General features: G+C 37.8%; 21 protein-coding genes and 1 riboswitch. Of the genes, 9 read left to right on the forward strand and 12 right to left on the reverse strand.

The features are described 5' to 3' along the window. Nucleotides 1-49: 49 nt before the first annotated feature. A riboswitch (SAM riboswitch) is annotated at nucleotides 50-157 on the reverse strand. Between the two features lie 75 nt (nucleotides 158-232). Continuing rightward, the gene (gene trhO / locus AHA02nite_RS10550; RefSeq protein ID WP_146817112.1) at nucleotides 233-1,204 is read right to left on the reverse strand and encodes an oxygen-dependent tRNA uridine(34) hydroxylase TrhO; all 972 of its coding nucleotides are present in this window, start codon (nucleotides 1,202-1,204) and stop codon (nucleotides 233-235) included. A gap of 281 nt (nucleotides 1,205-1,485) precedes the next feature. Between trhO and AHA02nite_RS10555 the strand changes: the two genes are divergently transcribed. Next, nucleotides 1,486-2,526: a C45 family autoproteolytic acyltransferase/hydolase gene (locus tag AHA02nite_RS10555; protein ID WP_146817114.1), complete on the forward strand. Its 1,041-nt coding sequence runs from the start codon at nucleotides 1,486-1,488 to the stop codon at nucleotides 2,524-2,526. A 36-nt stretch (nucleotides 2,527-2,562) separates the two neighbouring features. Here AHA02nite_RS10555 and AHA02nite_RS10560 read toward each other — a convergent pair whose 3' ends face one another. Together AHA02nite_RS10560 and AHA02nite_RS10565 are read right to left on the reverse strand one after the other, a co-directional pair. Continuing rightward, nucleotides 2,563-3,168: an alpha/beta hydrolase gene (locus AHA02nite_RS10560; protein WP_174758191.1), complete on the reverse strand. Its 606-nt coding sequence runs from the start codon at nucleotides 3,166-3,168 to the stop codon at nucleotides 2,563-2,565. A gap of 242 nt (nucleotides 3,169-3,410) precedes the next feature. Next, nucleotides 3,411-3,650, reverse strand: a complete 240-nt coding sequence (locus AHA02nite_RS10565) for an indolepyruvate ferredoxin oxidoreductase subunit alpha (protein WP_146817118.1) — start codon at nucleotides 3,648-3,650, stop codon at nucleotides 3,411-3,413. Between the two features lie 320 nt (nucleotides 3,651-3,970). Here AHA02nite_RS10565 and AHA02nite_RS10570 point away from each other — a divergent pair, with 320 nt between their 5' ends. Further along, a complete protein-coding gene (locus AHA02nite_RS10570; RefSeq protein WP_146817120.1) occupies nucleotides 3,971-8,350 on the forward strand; it encodes a S8 family serine peptidase in 4,380 nt (1,459 codons plus the stop codon). A 59-nt stretch (nucleotides 8,351-8,409) separates the two neighbouring features. On the opposite strand, the gene AHA02nite_RS10575 is transcribed toward AHA02nite_RS10570, so the two are convergent. The 4 genes from AHA02nite_RS10575 to AHA02nite_RS10590 are packed head-to-tail and all read right to left on the reverse strand — an operon-like array spanning nucleotide 8,410 to nucleotide 10,736. After that, entirely contained in the window at nucleotides 8,410-8,889 is a 480-nt protein-coding gene (locus tag AHA02nite_RS10575) for an NUDIX domain-containing protein (protein ID WP_146817122.1), read from the reverse strand. A gap of 10 nt (nucleotides 8,890-8,899) precedes the next feature. After that, on the reverse strand, nucleotides 8,900-9,256 hold the full coding sequence (locus tag AHA02nite_RS10580; protein WP_146817124.1) for a VOC family protein: 357 nt from the start codon (nucleotides 9,254-9,256) through the stop codon (nucleotides 8,900-8,902). A 15-nt stretch (nucleotides 9,257-9,271) separates the two neighbouring features. After that, complete coding sequence (locus AHA02nite_RS10585) at nucleotides 9,272-9,736, reverse strand: DUF4188 domain-containing protein (protein WP_407642741.1); 465 nt, start codon at nucleotides 9,734-9,736, stop codon at nucleotides 9,272-9,274. 22 nt (nucleotides 9,737-9,758) lie between these two features. Then, on the reverse strand, nucleotides 9,759-10,736 hold the full coding sequence (locus tag AHA02nite_RS10590) for an HD domain-containing protein (RefSeq protein ID WP_146817128.1): 978 nt from the start codon (nucleotides 10,734-10,736) through the stop codon (nucleotides 9,759-9,761). Nucleotides 10,737-10,823: 87 nt separating this feature from the next. Between AHA02nite_RS10590 and AHA02nite_RS10595 the strand changes: the two genes are divergently transcribed. Both AHA02nite_RS10595 and AHA02nite_RS10600 read left to right on the forward strand, forming a co-directional pair. Next, nucleotides 10,824-11,234: a DoxX family protein gene (locus AHA02nite_RS10595; protein WP_146817130.1), complete on the forward strand. Its 411-nt coding sequence runs from the start codon at nucleotides 10,824-10,826 to the stop codon at nucleotides 11,232-11,234. Between the two features lie 105 nt (nucleotides 11,235-11,339). Beyond that, nucleotides 11,340-12,359 (forward strand): S66 family peptidase, encoded by a 1,020-nt coding sequence (locus tag AHA02nite_RS10600; RefSeq protein ID WP_146817132.1) that lies wholly within the window; start codon nucleotides 11,340-11,342, stop codon nucleotides 12,357-12,359. A 36-nt stretch (nucleotides 12,360-12,395) separates the two neighbouring features. On the opposite strand, the gene AHA02nite_RS10605 is transcribed toward AHA02nite_RS10600, so the two are convergent. Further along, nucleotides 12,396-12,998 (reverse strand): hypothetical protein, encoded by a 603-nt coding sequence (locus tag AHA02nite_RS10605; RefSeq protein ID WP_146817134.1) that lies wholly within the window; start codon nucleotides 12,996-12,998, stop codon nucleotides 12,396-12,398. Nucleotides 12,999-13,210: 212 nt separating this feature from the next. On the opposite strand from AHA02nite_RS10605, the gene AHA02nite_RS10610 reads away from it, so the two are divergent. The 3 genes from AHA02nite_RS10610 to AHA02nite_RS10620 are packed head-to-tail and all read left to right on the forward strand — an operon-like array spanning nucleotide 13,211 to nucleotide 15,160. Further along, complete coding sequence (locus AHA02nite_RS10610; RefSeq protein ID WP_146817136.1) at nucleotides 13,211-13,585, forward strand: GntR family transcriptional regulator; 375 nt, start codon at nucleotides 13,211-13,213, stop codon at nucleotides 13,583-13,585. Continuing rightward, on the forward strand, nucleotides 13,585-14,466 hold the full coding sequence (locus tag AHA02nite_RS10615; RefSeq protein WP_146817138.1) for an ATP-binding cassette domain-containing protein: 882 nt from the start codon (nucleotides 13,585-13,587) through the stop codon (nucleotides 14,464-14,466). Before AHA02nite_RS10610 ends, AHA02nite_RS10615 begins: the two co-directional genes overlap by 1 nt. After that, complete coding sequence (locus AHA02nite_RS10620) at nucleotides 14,459-15,160, forward strand: hypothetical protein (protein ID WP_146817140.1); 702 nt, start codon at nucleotides 14,459-14,461, stop codon at nucleotides 15,158-15,160. The genes AHA02nite_RS10615 and AHA02nite_RS10620 overlap by 8 nt, the downstream gene beginning before the upstream one ends. Nucleotides 15,161-15,171: 11 nt before the next feature. Here the strand turns inward: AHA02nite_RS10620 and AHA02nite_RS10625 are convergent, their stop codons facing one another. Further along, the gene (locus tag AHA02nite_RS10625; RefSeq protein WP_146817142.1) at nucleotides 15,172-15,894 is read right to left on the reverse strand and encodes an EAL domain-containing protein; all 723 of its coding nucleotides are present in this window, start codon (nucleotides 15,892-15,894) and stop codon (nucleotides 15,172-15,174) included. A 215-nt stretch (nucleotides 15,895-16,109) separates the two neighbouring features. Between AHA02nite_RS10625 and AHA02nite_RS10630 the strand changes: the two genes are divergently transcribed. Together AHA02nite_RS10630 and AHA02nite_RS10635 are read left to right on the forward strand one after the other, a co-directional pair. Then, entirely contained in the window at nucleotides 16,110-16,361 is a 252-nt protein-coding gene (locus tag AHA02nite_RS10630) for a DUF1450 domain-containing protein (RefSeq protein WP_146817144.1), read from the forward strand. Between the two features lie 105 nt (nucleotides 16,362-16,466). Then, a complete protein-coding gene (locus AHA02nite_RS10635) occupies nucleotides 16,467-16,859 on the forward strand; it encodes a DUF1189 family protein (protein ID WP_170236070.1) in 393 nt (130 codons plus the stop codon). Between the two features lie 39 nt (nucleotides 16,860-16,898). Here the strand turns inward: AHA02nite_RS10635 and AHA02nite_RS10640 are convergent, their stop codons facing one another. Genes AHA02nite_RS10640 through AHA02nite_RS10650 form a run of 3 tightly spaced genes read right to left on the reverse strand, consistent with a single transcriptional unit; the run spans nucleotide 16,899 to nucleotide 19,133 of the window. After that, a complete protein-coding gene (locus tag AHA02nite_RS10640; protein WP_170236071.1) occupies nucleotides 16,899-17,309 on the reverse strand; it encodes a nucleotidyltransferase substrate binding protein in 411 nt (136 codons plus the stop codon). 12 nt (nucleotides 17,310-17,321) lie between these two features. Next, nucleotides 17,322-17,939 carry an HD domain-containing protein gene (locus AHA02nite_RS10645; RefSeq protein WP_146817150.1) on the reverse strand — a complete coding sequence of 206 codons (618 nt, stop codon included), beginning with the start codon at nucleotides 17,937-17,939 and terminating at the stop codon, nucleotides 17,322-17,324. Between the two features lie 15 nt (nucleotides 17,940-17,954). After that, nucleotides 17,955-19,133 (reverse strand): CynX/NimT family MFS transporter, encoded by a 1,179-nt coding sequence (locus AHA02nite_RS10650; protein ID WP_146817152.1) that lies wholly within the window; start codon nucleotides 19,131-19,133, stop codon nucleotides 17,955-17,957. Nucleotides 19,134-19,157: the final 24 nt, after the last annotated feature.

Raw genomic sequence — 19,157 nt, forward strand, 5'->3', positions numbered from 1 at the left:
ACCTCCCTACCTTTGAGATAGAGAGGTCAAATATTCAAGCTATTTGTCTCTCTCATCTCCCAAAGCATATGCTTTGCAGGAATTAGCACCTTTCAAACCGTTGTTTGAAGGTTGCCGGGCTTCATCGGGCCAGTCCCTCTGCCACTCTTGATAAGAGTCAAAATTGTTATTCAATTATTAATATTAAATTATATGCATATTACCATGGCATTTATAACTATGTCAACAAAATTTATACTTTCTGTTTTTCGTAACCTTCAATTGCTTCCATTTTCGCTTGTACTTCCTCTTCTGATAAACCATGTTCTTCAATATAACGGTTGCGAGGGTGTACACGGCATTCATGTGAACAACTTCTTAAAAAGAAATGTTCGTTTTCTTCTGAAGAAAGAATTTGCTCGTTACAATCTGGGTTCGCACAATTAATATAACGTTCACAAGGCTCACCCGTGAAATAGTCACGGCCTACAACTTTGTGCTCCACTTGGTTGATTGGTACACTAATTCGCTCATCAAACACATAACATTGTCCATCCCATAATTCACCTTTAACTTCAGGGTCTTTACCATAACTGACAATACCACCGTGTAGCTGACCAACATCATCAAAACCTTCTTCTTTCAACCAACCTGAAAACTTCTCACAACGAATTCCACCTGTGCAATACGTTAACACACGCTTACCTTCTAATAGCTCTTTATTATCTTTAATCCATTCAGGGAGCTCACGGAAGTTGCGAATATCTGGACGAATCGCACCACGGAAATGTCCTATATCATACTCATAATCATTACGTGCATCTAAGACGATTGTATCTTCCTTTTTCATCTCTTCGTAGAAATCTTTAGGATCTAAATACTCACCCGTTTGTTCATTAGGGTTAATGTCATCATCACCTAAGCTTAAATTAACGATTTCATCTTTATGACGGACGTGCATTTTCTTAAATGCATGTTCATCCGCTTCATCAATTTTGAATGTCATATCTTCAAAACGAGGATCAGCTTGAAGAGCTTCCATATATTGATTCGTTTGTTCAACTGTCCCTGAAACAGTTCCGTTCAAACCTTCTTCAGCGACAATGATTCGACCTTTTAAGTCAAGGTCTTGGCAGAATTGTAAATGCTCATCACGAAACGTTTCTGGATCTTCAATATGAACGTATTTGTAATAAAGCAATACTCTGTAATCCTTATTAGACATATTGACCACCTTGCTTTAATATATTTTATAGTTTATTTTATATAAGACAAATCAACACTGTATTATACAATAACATTATCTTTTATTCAATTATCTAAACTAAGTGATTTTATGGAAACAGTTTGACGTATACATGCAAAATAATAAGCCCTTAAAGTGGCCTTACTCACTTTAAGGGCTTGAATTTATTTCAGTTCATCAACCACTTGTTCAAACTTTCGCCTATTTCGACCATTTCTTGTATAATAATAAGAACTATTTTTAAAAAGGATTGAACTAAGATGAAGCAAATATATAGTGAAATCATCCAATTTAGAGGTGGCCATTATGACTTTGGCTATGAACAAGGAAAGCAACTAAAAGGCACGTTAACGATCCAAAACCGCCTTAAACATTGGAAAATAAGAAGACCACGTTTTTCAATTGATGTATATGAAGCTAAGGACAAGTTTATGCAGTATGCCCCTAACATGTGGAAAGAGTTAGAAGGGTTGCGTGAAGGTTTAGAGCTACCGATGGAAGAAGTGTTACGTGATTTCGGAGGTTACCGTACTGAAATTAAAAAATTTGGCTGCTCCATTATGACTGAAGAAGATTACATGATTCGAAATTACGATTATCAGCCACAAACTTATGAAGGAAGGTACAGTTTGTTTCAACCAAATGACGGAGGTTATGCTGTATTAGGACCTACCTCACGTGTTACAGGACGTATGGATGGCATGAATGAAAAAGGTTTAGTTATGGCGTACAACTTCACACACCGGAAAACCCCAAAGGATGGGTTCGTCTGCTATATGATTGGTAGAATTATTTTAGATACGTGTGCCAATGTCGATGAAGCTGTCCAATTGTTAAAAGACATTCCACATCGCAATGCATTTAGTTACATATTACTTGATCCAAATGGTCAAACGTATGTTGTCGAAACGAGCCCACGTGGTGTCCATGTCCGCCAATCAAACGTCTGTACCAATCATTTCGAACATTTAACGAAAGAAAACCGTCACCATTTAGAAGACTCATATAAACGAATGGACGCCATTAAATCACAAAGAAAAACAAGCATGAGTGTAAATGACGCCTTCAGATTAATGAACGACAGCGATCGCGGTATCTTCTCTGACAAATACAAAAGCTGGGCTGGCACTATTCACACGTCTGCGTACTTACCGAAACAACGCGAAGCTTGGTTTGCTCTAGGCGGTGACAAAGAACCCGTCAAAATTAACTTTGATAAATGGTTAAACGGAAGCGACCTTAACATTAGCAAAATTGAAGGTGAAGTTGATACCGACCTTCCATTTGCTCATATGGATTAAAAAAAGCCTGAAGCTATTCCGCTTCAGGCTTTATAATTATAAGCTTTTATACCAATCAGCCGCTGCTTTAACTTCACCTAAGTTTAATTGGTGTCCCTGGTTTTCCCAGTGTAATTGAACATTAGCCCCAGCCCCATCAAGCAATTCTTTAAGATCTTCAGATTCTTGGGCCGGGCAAATCGGATCATTTGTCCCTGCAGCGATAAAGACTTTTTTACCTGTCAAATCCGGTAATTCGACTCCACGACGAGGAACCATTGGGTGATGTAAACTTGCCGCTTTTAACGCATCTTGATAATGGAACATTAAGCTCCCAGCAATATTAGCACCATTTGAATACCCAACTGCAATGATATTATCACGATCAAACCCATAGTCTTTTGCAGCTTGATCTAGAAACTCGTATAACTCTTTCGTTCTAAAAATGAGGTCCTCTTCATCAAAGACACCTTCTGCTAAACGTCTAAAGAATCGTGGCATCCCATTCTCTTCAACGTTACCTCGAACACTTAAAACGTTCACTTCAGGGTCGATATGATCAACTAATGGTAATAGATCTTCTTCCGTCCCACCAGTTCCATGTAATAGTAAAAGTGTCGGATTAGATAGATCTGATCCTTTTTTAAATATATGTTTCATTATTATAAGCCTCCTTTATATACGACAATGATAGCTTCATCATACCACAACAATTATCTTGAATTCAAGATAACCACTCTAATGTTTAAACTTCATCCATTTAGGTTATTTTACGTACAAAGCCTTTCAAGGAGTGAACATTATGATTAGAACCATTTTAATGATTATCGGTGCGATTGTTGTTATTGGATGGATTATGTCAATGTTCTAAACAGAAAAGTTCTCTTCGAAATTGAAGAGAACTTTTATTTATTCTTAAAGAATTCTTCTGCCTTCTCTAAATACTTTTCATCTGCAGGAAGCATCTCTAAATCTTCAACTATTGCGCCAACTGGACATACAGAAACACACGCACCGCAATTAATACATATATCAGGATCAATATAAAATTGATCTTCCCCCTCTTCTATACAGTCAACCGGACATACATCGACACATTCAGCTGCCTTTTCCATTTCGCAAGGGCTTGTAATTACAAATGCCATCTTATAACCCTCCTTCTATTCATTGTTATTTTAACTTAAAAGGATCCAATTGTTAAAGTACGAACTCTTTTGTCTACAATCTTTTATACTAGTCTCTTGTATTCACAGTCTACATCATCTGACAAATTACACATAGTTAGTTCTGTTCATTTTATAGAAACATCAAATAAATTAGAGGTTTTTCAAGGTTGATTGGATAATAACTTTAATTAACAGCTAGAATATTCAGATAATATTTCAACGTATGAAAGGAGGCTCGTTTTGATTTTCACCCCACCTCAGAATCCTACAATAGTTTTAAATATTGGGAGGAGGATTTTATGGTTAGATGGTTAAGTATCATCGTTTCAGTTGTCATGGTTGTCTCGCTTATGACACCCGCTTTTTCTTTCGCACAGACACAACCAGCATCAAAAGCTCTCCATGACAAAGCCCCTGAAAAAAAGATTAGTGAACGACTTAGCACAGAGTTTGCTGAGGACGATCACGTCACTTTCCTTGTTAAGTTCAATGAAGTGGCAGATGTTATGAAAGTAGCTCAAGAATCTCAAGCAAAGGCTACTGACAACAACTTATCTGCATTAAGCGCAGAGTACACACAACGCTCTGCTGTAATCAATGAACTTAAATACGTTTCAAAAACTTCACAACAAAATGTTAAAGCATTTTTAGAGCAAGAGATGGAAAATGGTAATGTAGACAATTTCCACTCTTATCACATTGTAAACGGGATGGCTGTTACAGCTCCTAAAGAAATAGCTGAGAGAATTGCAGCATTTCCAGAAGTTGAAAAGCTTCTTCCTAACGAAGAGCGCCAACTGAACGAAGTAACAGTTGATTCAGAAGCTGAGCCAGTTGATTCTGAAATCCAAAACGTTGAATGGAACATAGAGCAAGTTAATGCCCCTGACGTTTGGGACATGGGAATCGACGGAGCTGGCGTTGTAGTTGGTGCTATTGACACTGGTGTTCAGTGGGATCACCCAGCACTAATGGAACAGTACCGTGGCTATGACGCAGCTACAGGTGAAGTTGATCATCAATATAGCTTCTTTGATGCAGTCGGCGGACAAGCTGAAGCTTATGATGACCAAGGTCACGGAACTCACGTAGCAGGTACAATGGTTGGTGCTGAGCCGGATGGGTCAAACCAAGTCGGTGTTGCACCTGGAGCAAAACACATTGCAGCCAAAGCTTTTGATGCTAGTGGTGGAGGAAATGATGCCAACATCTTAGCTGCTGGTGAATGGATGCTAGCTCCTGGTGGGGACGTTACTAAAGCTCCAGACGTTGTAAACAACTCTTGGGGTGGCGGACCTGGTTTGGATGAATGGTATCGTGATGTTGTCATTGCTTGGAGAGCTGCTGGTATTTTCCCTGAGTTCTCTGCAGGTAATACAACACTTACTAACCCTGGTGGACCTGGTTCAATTGCAGTTCCAGCAAACTACCCTGAATCATTCGCTACAGGTGCAACTGATAGCGACAACAACCTTGCAAGTTTCTCCTTAGAAGGCCCTTCACCATATAATGAAATTAAGCCGGAAGTTGTAGCTCCTGGTGTTAACATTCGCTCTGCAGTTCCAGGTGGTGGATATGAAGGCGGATGGAATGGTACATCCATGTCAGGACCAGCAGTTTCAGGCCTTGTAGCTTTACTTCTTCAAGCTAACGCTAACTTAGCCGTTGAAGATTTAGAAGACATCATTATGGACACAGCGACCCCACTTACAAACGACGACTATCCAGAAACACCTAACAATGGATTTGGACATGGCTTAATCGATGCTTATGCTGCTGTTTCAGCAGTTGCTGATGGATTAGGTACAATTGAAGGTCATGTTTCTATGGAAGGTGAAGATACTGAACCTCCAACATATGAACATGAAGTACCAGCTGAAGAAGCATTCACTGACATGGATTTAGACTTAACAATTCATGCTAGTGACGATGTAGCTGTAACGTCAGTGTCAGTTGAATACACAAATGCTGACGGTGAGACGAATACAGTTGAAGCTTCACAACAGTCTGGTAACCATTTATCTGGAGAGTACGTTGCTACAATCCCAGGTGAAGACTTAGTTGAAGGTGATTTAACTTATTCAATTACAGTTGTTGACTTTGGTGAGAACGAAGTCGTAAGCGATGAATACTCCATTTCAATTGTTGGTGGTATTACAGTTGGATATTTCACTGACTTTGAAACAGACCCTGTCGGTTGGGATACATTTGGCGAAAACGTATCTTGGGAGCATGGCGAACCGACTTCAGGTCCAGGTGAAGCATACTCTGGAGATCACGTATACGCAACAAACCTTTCTGGTGATTATAACAACGACGAAAACGGTACTTTAGTAATGCCACCAATCGATCTTCCAGAAGGTGAATCATACTTGCAGTTCCAACACTACTATGACATTGAAAGTGGTTGGGATTATGCTCACGTATTCATCTCAACTGATATGGAAGAATGGACTGAACTGTTAGAGTTAACAGGCTCTAACGATGGTTGGGAACCTGTTGAAGTTGATTTATCAGATTATGCCGGTGAACGTGTTTATATCGGATTTAACATGACGAGCGACTTTATCATCACTTACCCTGGTTGGTACATTGATGACGTTGGATTATCTGACGAGTCACTAGATTTACAAGGTGACTTATCAATTACACCTCACTCTATTGACGTTGATGTAAATGAGCGTGAAGGTGAACCAATGGACCCTTCTGAAATTCAACCAGTTATGACAAAAGAATCTGACTCAATGGTTGAAGAAGAAACTTCACTTCTTCCACTAGATGCACAAGTATCAGTGTTAGAAAGTGGACGTTCTACCACAACGAGTCCAGTTGACGGTAGTTACTCTTTAACTCATCCTTCTGGCGAATTTACAGTTTTAGCTGAAGCGTACGGTTTTTACTCAGATGAGCAATCTATTAACTTAGACGAGGACGAAACAGCTACAGCTAACTTTGTACTTGAAGAGCTACCAGAAGCAACATTAGATGGTACTGTTACAAGTGCTAATTCTGGTGACCCTATTGAAGGTGCTACTATTCAACTAATTGAAGATGCTAATATTGACCCTGTCGAGACAGACGCTAACGGTCAATACGAACTTACTGCTTATGAAGGCGATTATACGTTAAGAATTTTCGCTCCTGACTTCAGCAGTAAAGAAGTTGAAGTATCTTTAGATCAAGACCAAGAGCTTAACATTGAGCTTGATCCATTATTCACTTACCCAGGTGGAGAAATTGGATATGATGATGGTACAGCGGAAAACGCTCGTGCTTTCTTCGACCCAGGCAACAAATGGGCTGTAAGAATGTCTTTACCTGAAGACAAAGACAGCGCGATTGTTACTGATGGTGTATTCCAGTTCCATGATAACGACTGGCCTGAGCCAGGCGGTACTGAATTTGCAGTAGAGGTTTGGGAAGCTGGTGAAGATGGTATGCCAGGCGATCTAATTGCCGGCCCTGTTGAAGCAGAAGCAATCCGAAGCCTTGATGAATGGACAGTTGTTGATTTACGCGAACATAACATTGAAGTTGAAGGTGACTTCTTTATGGTTTATGTTCAAACAACTGACAACACTAATGCTCCAGGTCTAGCAACAGATGAAGACGGACCTTACGCGGAGAGAAGTTTCCAATCAGTTGATGGGACATGGTCTCAATCACCAGCTGATGAAGGTAACTACATGATCCGTTCTCGTGTAGCTTACGAGGTTGAAGAAGCTGAAATCACTTCACCGTCAGAACACTTCTATACTAATGAAGCTGATCTGACTGTCGAAGGTAATGCTTCACCTACAACAACCATTGCACTTGAAAACAATGGTGAAGAAGTAGGACAAATAGAAGTTGCAGATGATGGATTATTCGACTTCGATATCGAACTTTCTGAGGGCGATAACGAATTAACTGCTGTCACATATCTTAATGATGAGCTAGTGAACGAATCTGATAGTGTTACAGTAACACTTGATACAGAAGCTCCTCATTTAACAGTTGATAACCTAGAAGATGGTGATAAATTAAACACTGAAACTGTAACGGTCGAAGGTGAAGTTTCAGATGAAAACTTAAATACTGTAAAAGTTAACGGAGATGACGCTTCAGTTGAAGATGGCCAGTATTCTCACCGCATCATGTTAGATGAAGGTGAAAATAACATCGAAGTCGTCGCAACTGACAAAGCTGGTAACGAAACAGTTGAGTCGTTAACGGTTGATGTTAACTTTACAGCACCTGAGATCGAAAATGTAACACCAGCTGAAGACCAAACAGTTGAAGTTGGTGAAACAGTCATGATTACGTTCGATAGTGAGCCTGGCCTTGACGCATCATTCAAGGTTTATATGCCACTAACGAATGTTCAAAATGCTAATGAACTTCCTATGCAAGAAACTGAGGAAGGTCATTACGTTGGGTATTGGACAATTCCACAAGGGATTGAAGCTGACGGTGCTGTGATCCAAGTCATCGCAGTAGATGATTATGGTAACGAAAGCACAGCTGAAGCTGATGGTGAAATTACGATTGTAACTGATCAAGGTCCTGGTAACGGTAACCCAGGTGGACCGGGTAACGGTAATCCTGGTGGACCAGGTAACGGTAACCCAGGCGGTCCTGGTAATGGTAACGGACCGGGCAACGGTAATGGCCATGGACCTGGTGGACCTAACAGATAATTAATTGAAATTAGCCTATTAAAAGCAGGTGTCGTTTTCCGACACCTGCTAACTTTTTTCTAATAAACGTTCTTCTTTTCTAATAGACGCTCTTCAATAAATGCCACACGACTAGGGTCATTTACATAACTTAATAATTGTTGTTTCATGTTTGGAAATAAGCTTATTTTATGTAAGTCTTTTAAAGGAATCCATTTCACATCCGTTTGATAAGGATCAGGATCCTTTGGGAGCTTAGGAAAGGAACCTTCTTTAATCGAACAGTTAAAAAACATCCCAACTTGATGCAATTCTCCAAACCGATAGTTACATAAATGTGGAGCGTATTCATAAGTAAAGGCTAATGAACCAACGTCCACATCAACCGAGGCCTCTTCCATTGCTTCTCTTTTCACTGCTTCAACTACCGATTCATTTGGCTCAACACCACCCGCGGGAAAATTAAAGTGTACACCTGTTTCATCATTAAACTCTACTAATAATATCGATTCATCTTCTATAATAATTGCTCCAGCTCTAACTCTTATATGTGTACTCATTTAACACTCCTTAATTTGGTGTCGTACAAGCTAACAGAATGTTTCCTTCTGGGTCATAGAAATGACAACCCTTCATTCCTTCAGGGAAGTCCCTTATGTCATCGACATCTACTTCCATATCGACTAACTGTTGATACGTCTGATCTATATCGTTTGTTTCAAAGAAAAACACTGAATATGGTAATGGGTTGAGCTCTTTCACTTGCGCAGGCAAAAGAATTAAAGTTGTACCCTCTAAGTCAAACTCTAAAAAGTCATCCTCTTCGCTTTTTACTTTAAAGCCAAAAACGCGTTTATACCATTCTTTAGAAGACTTAAAATCTACAAGGTGAATAAAACAGTTATTAATCTTATTTTTTACTAACACTGCAAAAACCTCCTATTATTTTAAACCAATCCTTTGCTTAGCTGAATTTGTTTTAGAACCCATTGATTCTTTACCAATCGCCTTACCCAAACCAAAGAGAGGCATATTGACATAGGCTGATTCGAACTTGCCTTCAGTCACAATATAATTTTCGTGGTAGATTCCAACACTAGTATTATTTCGAGCTTTTTGATTAAATCTTTGCCAAGCCTTCAAGTGCCCCTCACTTCTTGAATAAGCTAAAAGCTCTTCTTCTGACCTCCAATACTGAACTGATAACGTCTCTCTAAAACGCCAAAAGTTTTCAAAAGCTAAACAACCCAATTCTTTATGTTGAGTTAACTCCTTTAACATAGGAGGCATCGCTAATAAGACAGGGAGCCATTTGTGAATAGCCCACCACTTTTTAATATGCATGCCAATTAAAAACACAACAACTTCTTCACGTTCTTGATTATTTGTATACCTTCCTTGATCAATACTAGCCACTCACTTTCCTCCTCTATTTTGTAAGCACTTTAACGTATGCTCCTGTAATTGATTTTTTGTATGCATCATTATTCATCAATTGAATTTTATTAGACAGTTTTGATGCTCTAATAAGTTCCCCTTCGTAAAAAATAGACGGATCTATAAGTCTAACTTTGCCTTTTCTATGGATATCATAATTTTTTGTATCACTTATTACGTTAGCGCTAGGCTGCAACTTTTCTATAAGACTTACAACCTCTGAATCCCGTGAACTTCTAACATGTTCTAATAACTCTTCATCTTCTTTCAAAAAATCTTCGCTACTAATAATCTCTTTCTGCAGAGCAAGCTTTAATGCTTTTGCAAGCTGGTCGTTTCCATATATATTAAGAGGGTCCATGAAAAAATCAATTACTTCTTTGTAGTACGTTTCTACAAACCACTCTGCTACACTTAGATCATTTAAATACATCTTTCCACCCACTACCGTTAAGTGTTCTAAAAACGTGTGAGATTCATGAAGCGTAATGTGCCCGTATTGTGTCATATCTCTTAACGTATAATCGACTCGATCTGCACATAATTCAGGTGCCGGTTGTTCTAGCAAAGTCCACCTCGAATCATCTAGCAAAATCTCTTCGAAATGAAAGCCATACTTCTCTAAAATCACTGGAATATCTGAGTGTTTAACAAACTGCTCGTATATATTTTCATGGTAATCTTCATCATCATGTTCTAATACATAATCAACGACATGAGAAAATGCTGTATGAGAAAGATCATGTAAAAGTGCCGCAATCTGTTCTTCTAAAGAACCACCAAGCTTTCTAACTAGTAACATCACGCCTAATGAATGTTCATATCGCGTAACATTCCACTTAGGATTCACCAAATAACTGGCTCCCCCTTGATGAATACCTTTTAGCCTTTGCACTGGCTTGCTTTCTATTAAGTCTCGTAATACGTTTTCTAATTCGTAACTACCGTAAAGCTGATCTTCAATAACCATAATAATAACCTCCAAACTTATAAACTAGTATAATATTCACCCCACCTTCATGAATACACTTATAACAAAAGGATTGGAGGGACAAGTATGAATCATAATACAACGAATATGATGTTAAGAATTGTGTTAGGTTTAATCTTTCTTGTGCATGGATTGGACAAGTTCCAAACAGGTCTTGATCAAGTTGCGATGTGGTTTAGCAGCTTAGGGTTACCTGGAGTATTAGCTTACTTAGTGGCCTGGCTAGAAGTCTTAGGTGGAATTGCATTGATTATAGGATTTCAGACACGCTTTTTTTCAGGCGCTTTCATATTGCTGTTAGTCGGCGCTCTAGTTTCAGTCAAACTAAGTGCTGGGTTTCTCGGGGATGGGTCTTCTGCTGGGTATGAATTTGACTTAGCTCTCTTAGCAATCGCCATTCATCTATTAAATGTTGGGCCAGCTTCGAGTTATTCTTTAGATCTTTACCTTCATCAAAGAAAAAATATCGGTGAATAACATTATACATGATACCTACTTAAACTGGAACATTTTTCTAAACAATCCCCTATATAAAACTTTAATTTATGTTATGATATTAAAAACAAAAAGGGGGACGCTAAAATGATCCAATACCCACATCTTCCTGATCAAGCTACAATTGGTGTAACTGCACCTTCTTCTGGTGTTCCAGAGCCATTACACCATCTACTACACGAAGTACAAGCAAGTATGAAGCAAAAAGGGTACAGCACAACCTTTGGAGATACAGCTTGGACTCAAACTAAGTCAAAGTCTGCTTCTGCTATTAAGCGTGCTAAAGAGTTTGAAGAAATGATTCTTGATGAGTCTATTGATGCCATAATCCCGCCTTGGGGTGGAGAGCTTTTAATTGAAGTTCTAGAACATATAGATTTTAGTAGAATTCCTCAAAAGTGGATATTAGGTTACTCAGATACGAGTGCATTACTTTTATCAATCACTCTTAAAACTGGTATTGCCACAGCTCATGGCACAAACATTGTAGACATTCGCGGGAAATATTCCGATCCAACCACATCAAAATGGGAAGACGTCTTAAAGACTAAGCAAGGTGAAACTATTAATCAATACAGCTCCGAGCTATACCAAAAAGAATGGGATTTCAACAATCCAACAGACCACATTTTCCATTTAACTGAGAGAACGAACTGGAAAGTCATTAATGGAGATTCCTTTCATGCGGAAGGGCGTTTACTTGGTGGGTGCATTGATGTTATTCATCACCTAGTTGGAACGCCATACGGGGATGTGTCTCACTTTAAACAAAAATACTTAGACGATAAAGAACCGATCATTTGGTATTTAGAAAACTGTGACCTTGCAACACCTGATTTAAAAAGGGCATTAACACAAATGCGTTATGCTGGTTGGTTTGACCATTGTAGTGGAATTTTATTTGGACGAAGTGATGCTAACACATCTGTTGATGGTTATGCAGCTGAAGATGTGTGCGAAGAGATTTCCGCTGAATGTGGAGTTCCAGTCGCTTATGATATTGACTGTGGACACATGCCCCCTCAAATCACTTTTATTAATGGGGCTTGGACGGAAGTGGAAGTTCAACAAGGTAAAGGAATCGTTAATCAAACTTTCAAACCATAAAAAAGCTGTTCCCTTTAGGAACAGCTTTTTCATTACTTACTCTTCTTCCTCTTCTTCTTCCTCTTCTTGATCATCAGGATGTTCACCATCTAAATAACCGAAGTGGAAGTTATCAAATAACCATTCACCATCAACATCTCTTACGTTATAAACATAATGGCCACGGTTCTCTTCTACATCACCACTAATTGTTTTACTAATTTGAATGTTACCTTCCATAAGCTCTACAGTATCGAAACTTGATGCATCATCTTCTTCAAGCGTTAATGCATGATCTAGCTCAGCCCAAGTACCATCTTCATCATATGCTAAACCAGCAATTTCATTTGCTTGATTTTCAGAAATTGGTGCATTCTCAACTAAATAGTCAGCAACCTCTTCAACAGAACCGAAATCAGCTTCTGCACCTGGCTCATAAATATCGCCGATTACTTCACTATAAGTGCGCACAGCTTCTAAGCCGATATCTTCTACACTACCTTCTGAAGCAGCCTCTTCATCTTCTTCAGAACCATTTTCCTCACCTTCTGTTTCTTCTGTCTCTTCTTCATTCTCTTCTGGTTCTTCTACTTGGTCATCACCATTACATGCTGCTAAAACCATAATGGCTACAAGTAAAAACGCAAGATATTTCTTCATCTTGAAACCCCTCCCAAAATTCAAAAAATTTTAACTAGGGCTAATTTTAAACCTTTTGTAGGACAAATGTCAACAAAAAACTACGCCTTTCGAAATAAATTTACAAAAAATGCAACAAATACTGACAAAATATACGCTTGCACATAACCACCTTAAAGATATATACTTATATACATAGCTATATAACCATTAAACATAAGGTGGTGATTTTATTGTCATCAGCATTTGAAAACGATAAACCAATATTTGTACAAATTCGCGAGATCATAGAGGACCAAATTTTAGATAACCAACTGCTAGAGCATGATCAAGCTCCATCAACCAATCAACTCGTAAACTTCTATAAGGTTAATCACCTCACCGTAGCAAAAGGGGTCAACCAACTTGTAGAAGAAGGCATCTTATACAAAAAAAGAGGTGTTGGCATGTTCGTCAATGAAGGAGCAAAGGAAAAACTCGTACAAAAGAGGAAAGAAACATTCGTTGATGATTACATTAAAGGCATGATCGCTGAAGCTCATAAACTACGCATTACAGAAGAAGAGTTATTCAATTTAATAAAGAAAACAAAGGAGCGTAATGAATAATGGATATGTTAGAAGTACGTAATGTCGGCCTAACTTATAACGATTTTGTAGCAATAGATGACCTCACTTTTACTTTGGAACAAGGCAAAACATACGGTCTGTTAGGAAGAAATGGTGCAGGGAAAACATCAATACTATCGCTAATTGCCGCATTCCAATTACAAACAAAGGGTACAATCAAACTTAATAAGGCTTCAGTCTTTGAAAATCCGGAGTCTATGCAAAAGATTAGTTTTGTTTATGACCAAGATTATAGTGAAGAGACCGAAAAAGTAAAAAAGCTTTTAGAAGCTACTAAAAAGTACCGCCCATATTTTGATCAAGAGTATGCTGATTACCTAATTAAGAAATTTAAACTTCCATTAAATAAACCTGTTAAAAACTTATCCAAAGGGATGCAATCAGCTTTTAATGTGACAGTAGGCTTAGCAAGCCGCTCACCGATTACCATTTTTGATGAATCGTATCTAGGAATGGATGTTCCAACGCGAGAAATTTTCTATGAAGAAATCTTAAAAGAACAAGGAGAAAATCCACGAATTATAATACTCTCAACACACCTTGTATCTGAAATGGACCATCTATTTGATGAAGTCTTAGTGGTCCATAAAGGTTCGTTAATCGTTAAAGAACAATACGAAGATTTAATCTCGAAAGGGGTTCACATAACGGGCAACGAAAATTCCATTAATAAATTCATTCAAGGATATAAAGTTATACATGAACAAAAATTGGGCGGGACTAAATCTGCTCTTATTTATGGCAGCTTAACAGAACAAGATCGAGAATTAGCTAAAAAGGACGGATTACAGCTTAACCCTGCCACATTACAAGAGTTGTTTACACATCTAACGAAAGAAAAGGGGGATGAAGATGAGTAGACACTGGGAAATTGCAAAAGACCTCTATTCAGAAAAGTTAAAATGGGCTTTATGGTTAATTATTGGTTCGGTAATTGTTAAGTACGGATTATATATGTTTGGAGACCTAATTGAAGGGTTCGATTCAACTGAACTTAGTGGGTTCATCTCATTCACTTCCAATCCAGCTAGAATATTTATGCTGATCGTCGGCTTATTATCAACTTATGTCTTTCTAACTTTCTTAGTTCAAAGTGGTATTACAAGAAGAGATTACTATTATGGGACTTTAATGTCTGCCATTGGGTTATCCTTGACAATTCCAAGCATTTATTTAGTCTTAGAAGCGATTGAGTGGGTACTATATACATTTACTCCTTACAATTTTGGATACACAAACCTTTCTAGCTCTGCTTTATTAGAGGAGTTTGTGAGTTATGTTTTAATTATATTGTTCTATTTCATGGTTGGGTGGTTTATTACAATTGGGTTTTACCGCTACAACTGGATTAGTGGCTTATTGTTCATTCTAATTGCTGTCATTTCTGGAATGGTGATAGGGGCGTTCTGGGGTGATGAGATTGAAATCTTCGGTATAAGTATAAATTTAGGTAGCCTTCCGTTACTATTATCTAGCTTAGTAACAATATTTTTCATTATAGCACTAACAGTCGTTAACCGCTTATTAACACGAGATATCAAAATAAAGATGTAGAGCATAAAGCTCTACATCTTTATTTTTAACGGTGCAGGCTTTCCTAAATAAAAACCTTGGGCCTTTCGTACCCCAAGCTGTTTGGCAACATCCAACTCCTGCACCGTTTCTATGCCCTCTAATATAAAATCCGTTTCAGTTTCATCGCAATACCCAACTAATGACTCAATCATTTTTTGCTTTAACGTCGAATGAGGTAACTCCCTAGTAAAATATTGATCCATCTTTACAATTTGGGGTTCTAATTCAATCATTAACCGAAAAGAAGAGGAACCTTTTCCAACATCATCAATCGAAAACTTAAACCCGTTCTCCTTTAAGTTTCTCGTATTATAATGTAAATCATCCAAAGTTTTGATAGCCTCTAGTTCAACTAATTCTATTACGACCTGACCTTTATTCAACCTTGTACTGTCTACTAAATCGATTATGAAAGGAACAAACTCTGATCGCCTAACTGTCGAAGGAAAGACATTAATATATAACAATTCGTCTTCTTCTAAGCGATAGTCAGAAAAGTATTTGACCGCCTTAGTTACCGATAACTTGTCTAACTCAAATAACTGATCATACGAATCGGCTGAACGAAATGCTTGTTCAGGTGCGTCAAATAACTGTGAACGGAACAACGCTTCATAGGCTATAATTCGGTTTTCTATTAAATTATAAATCGGCTGAAAAACATGATAGAAATTTTGACCTTCAATTAATTGTTGTACTCTTTTATTGGACATATTTAACAACCCCTTTTAAAAGGTTTTTTACCATTACCCGTTACAAATAATAGGTAAACTTGTTCACTTCGATATACCTATAAAAACTTATATATGAATATACTACACTAATCGACAACTATTTCGCCACATAACTGTTAAGTTTTTCTTTTGGGTAATAATAAAAAAGACGATATAATGAGGAGTGGCCCACTATATAGTTGGGAGGTATTAAGATGGGTATTGTTTTAGTTGAAATATGTGATGGGAACTTAATGACTGAAGTCGATCTTGAAGGGATTATTGAATCAGAATACCCTGAAGCTGACGTTATTGAAAATACATGTTTAAATCAATGTGGCATGTGTGCCGTGCGCCCATTTGCCCTTGTGAATAATAGACGGATCTTCGGGAAAACACCTGAACAATGCGTAGAAAAGATTAAGAAAGCGATCGATGAAGAATTGGCAGCATTTAATGATTTCTAATAGAGGATGAAAAACATGGGTTTAGTTAGAATTTTCAAAAGCAGCCTAAAGCTTCCGAGCAAGAAGGCTCTATTTTCTCTCAATCGTGAAAGCATGCGGGATACAATGATTTACATTTTAGTATTAATGTTTTTAATTTGTTTACCTGATGCGACTAGAATTACGTATAATTATATAATTGGTGAACGTTCTATTCCTGTTGACTTATTTATTACGCAACTCATTATTATTTATCCTTTTTTAGTAGCTTTTTTAATGGTAGCAGGTGTGTCACTTCACGCTGGTATTGCTTATGTAACTAGATCTTTCATGAGACGTAAGCTTGCTTTTCAACAACTTTGGAAAATGACAGCCTACGCACTGACAATTCCTGTTATGTTAACCATTATTCTAAGAGCGTTTCAATTAGATTCTTTTCTGTTATTAGCATTACCTTTTATACTATTGCACGTATTGTTGTATCAAATGATTACTGTATTTCCTAAACGAAAAACATGAGTTGTTTTGAAACATATTAGTTTTCAAAACAACTCTTTTTTATGACGCTTTTTCTTCTTTTAACGTTACATAAAAGTGCTTTAACTGCTCATAGTATTGACCTTGAATATCGACAACTAATTGTTCAATGACTTTCTTCGTATGAATATAGTGAGTGAGGTTTTGCCTATTTAATGCTTTCATCCAGTCTTGTTCATTTGCAATGAATTCATATTGAGCAGACTCTTTTATAGCCTGTCGATGTGAAGACACTTCAACTCCATTTTTTGCGTCTAAATAATCAATGATTGTATTTAAACCATGCTCTAACGCCACTTCAAACATATGAATAAAGCCTGCTTTTTCTAAATCGTCTTCAAAAATTTCTTCACTATACTGAGCTAACATTAGAAAGCTTTGTTCAAATGTATCAAATCGTTGCTTCCACCTTAATTCTTTACTTGAATCCATCATCTTTTCTCCTTATAGCTTTGCTTTAATTTCATTAACATCCACATGTGCTTCTGTCATTTTTTGTTCCGCTTCTTCTTCAATTAGGTCTTTAAGCGTTGTCATAGCCTGATCAAAACCAACATGTCGATCTAATAAGTAACTCATTTCGTACTCAATATCTAACCATGTATCTAGATCCGCTTCATTATGCTGAATTTGAGCTTCAAGTTTATCTAGCGCATTGGCGACTTTAGCTTCGTATGTTTCTTTCCCTTCAAACTCATACCATAGCTGTTCAATTTCTTCGCCAAGTTTATGATTTAGTTTCGTTCTAAAGTTCTCAATCGCCTTTTGTTCATTATGTGCTTTAGCCGCTTTCATTTCTTCATTCGTTAGTGTATCAAAGGCAGGGATATCGCCTGCTTCAATCTCTACTAAATCATGAATTGTAATCATCTTTAACAATTTTAGCATATCAACTTCTCGCTCTAAAAATGGCTCAATTAAAATGGCCATTAACGACAACCGCCACGTATGTTCAGCTACACTCTCTCGCCTTCCATCAGATAACCAACTATGACGCATTTCGCTTTTTAACTTCTCAGCTAAATGAATGACTTCTAGTACATTTTTCAATTCCTTTCTCATACCCTTCCCCTTCCTCTATACATAAGCATTTCGACTAGCCTTAATGCCAAAGAACGTCATGACGACACATACGATAAGTAAAGTTATGATCGGCCCATTCCAAGAGTTTGTTAAATCAAACATAAACCCAATCACAAACGGGCCAACTGCCGCCAATAAATAACCTACTGATTGCGCCATGCCTGATAAATTAGCCGCTTGCTTTGCATTACGTGCTCTTAAGCTCAAAAACGTCAGGGACAAGCCGATCGTCGCCCCTTGTGCAACACCTAATAATACGACACTTGTTACAATGATCCATAAATGACCACCGATCAAAAGTAAAATAAAACCAGGCAAATACAAAATACCAACGACGACCATAATTGGCTTTTGATTAACTAAACGGCCAGCTAAGTAAGGTGCAATCATCGTTGATGGTAACCCTACTATTTGTAAAATTGACACCATCCAACCTGATAGAGCTAAACTCATACCACCAGTATGTAAAATCTCTGGTAACCAAGTGACTAAACAGTAAAACAAAAAAGACTGCAGGCCCATAAATATAGTGACTTGCCAAGCTAATTTAGATGACCAAACCAAGCTCCCTGTCGGATTTGCTATTTGTTTATTTGCGTCACTTTGATTTCGCTTAAGTTGTGGGATCCAAAAAATAATCGCAACGATTGTAATGGCTCCCCAAAACAACAACGCTCCTTGCCATCCAAAATTCAAATCATGAGCTATTGGAACACTAACACCTGAAGCAATACTCGCCGCTCCACTCATTGCTAACGTATACACCCCAGTCATTAGACCAACTTGTGCAGCGAATTTATGCTTAACGATACTTGGTAAAATAACATTACATATAGCAATACCTGAGCCGACTAAAAAAGTTCCAATAAACAATAAGGATACAGCATCTGTCGGACGAATAACGATTCCAATGCTAAGCAAAATTAAACCAATGAAAATTGTCCACTCATTACCGTAACGAGCAGACAACTTAGGGGCAAATAAAGATAATCCAGCAAAAGCGAGTAACGGCAATGTAGTTAGTAAACCCGCTACACTATTACTGATCCCTATATCCGCCCTTATATCACCAATAATCGGCCCAACAGCTGTAATTGATGGCCTTAAATTAAAAGCAACAAATATGATCCCTATAATTAATAATATTGTTTTGAGCTTGTTATCTTTAAACATATGTATAACCTCTTTTTACTTGTT

The sequence above is a fragment of the Alkalibacillus haloalkaliphilus genome, assembly GCF_007991275.1.
GTDB classification, from domain to species: Bacteria; Bacillota; Bacilli; order Bacillales; family Alkalibacillaceae; genus Alkalibacillus; species Alkalibacillus haloalkaliphilus.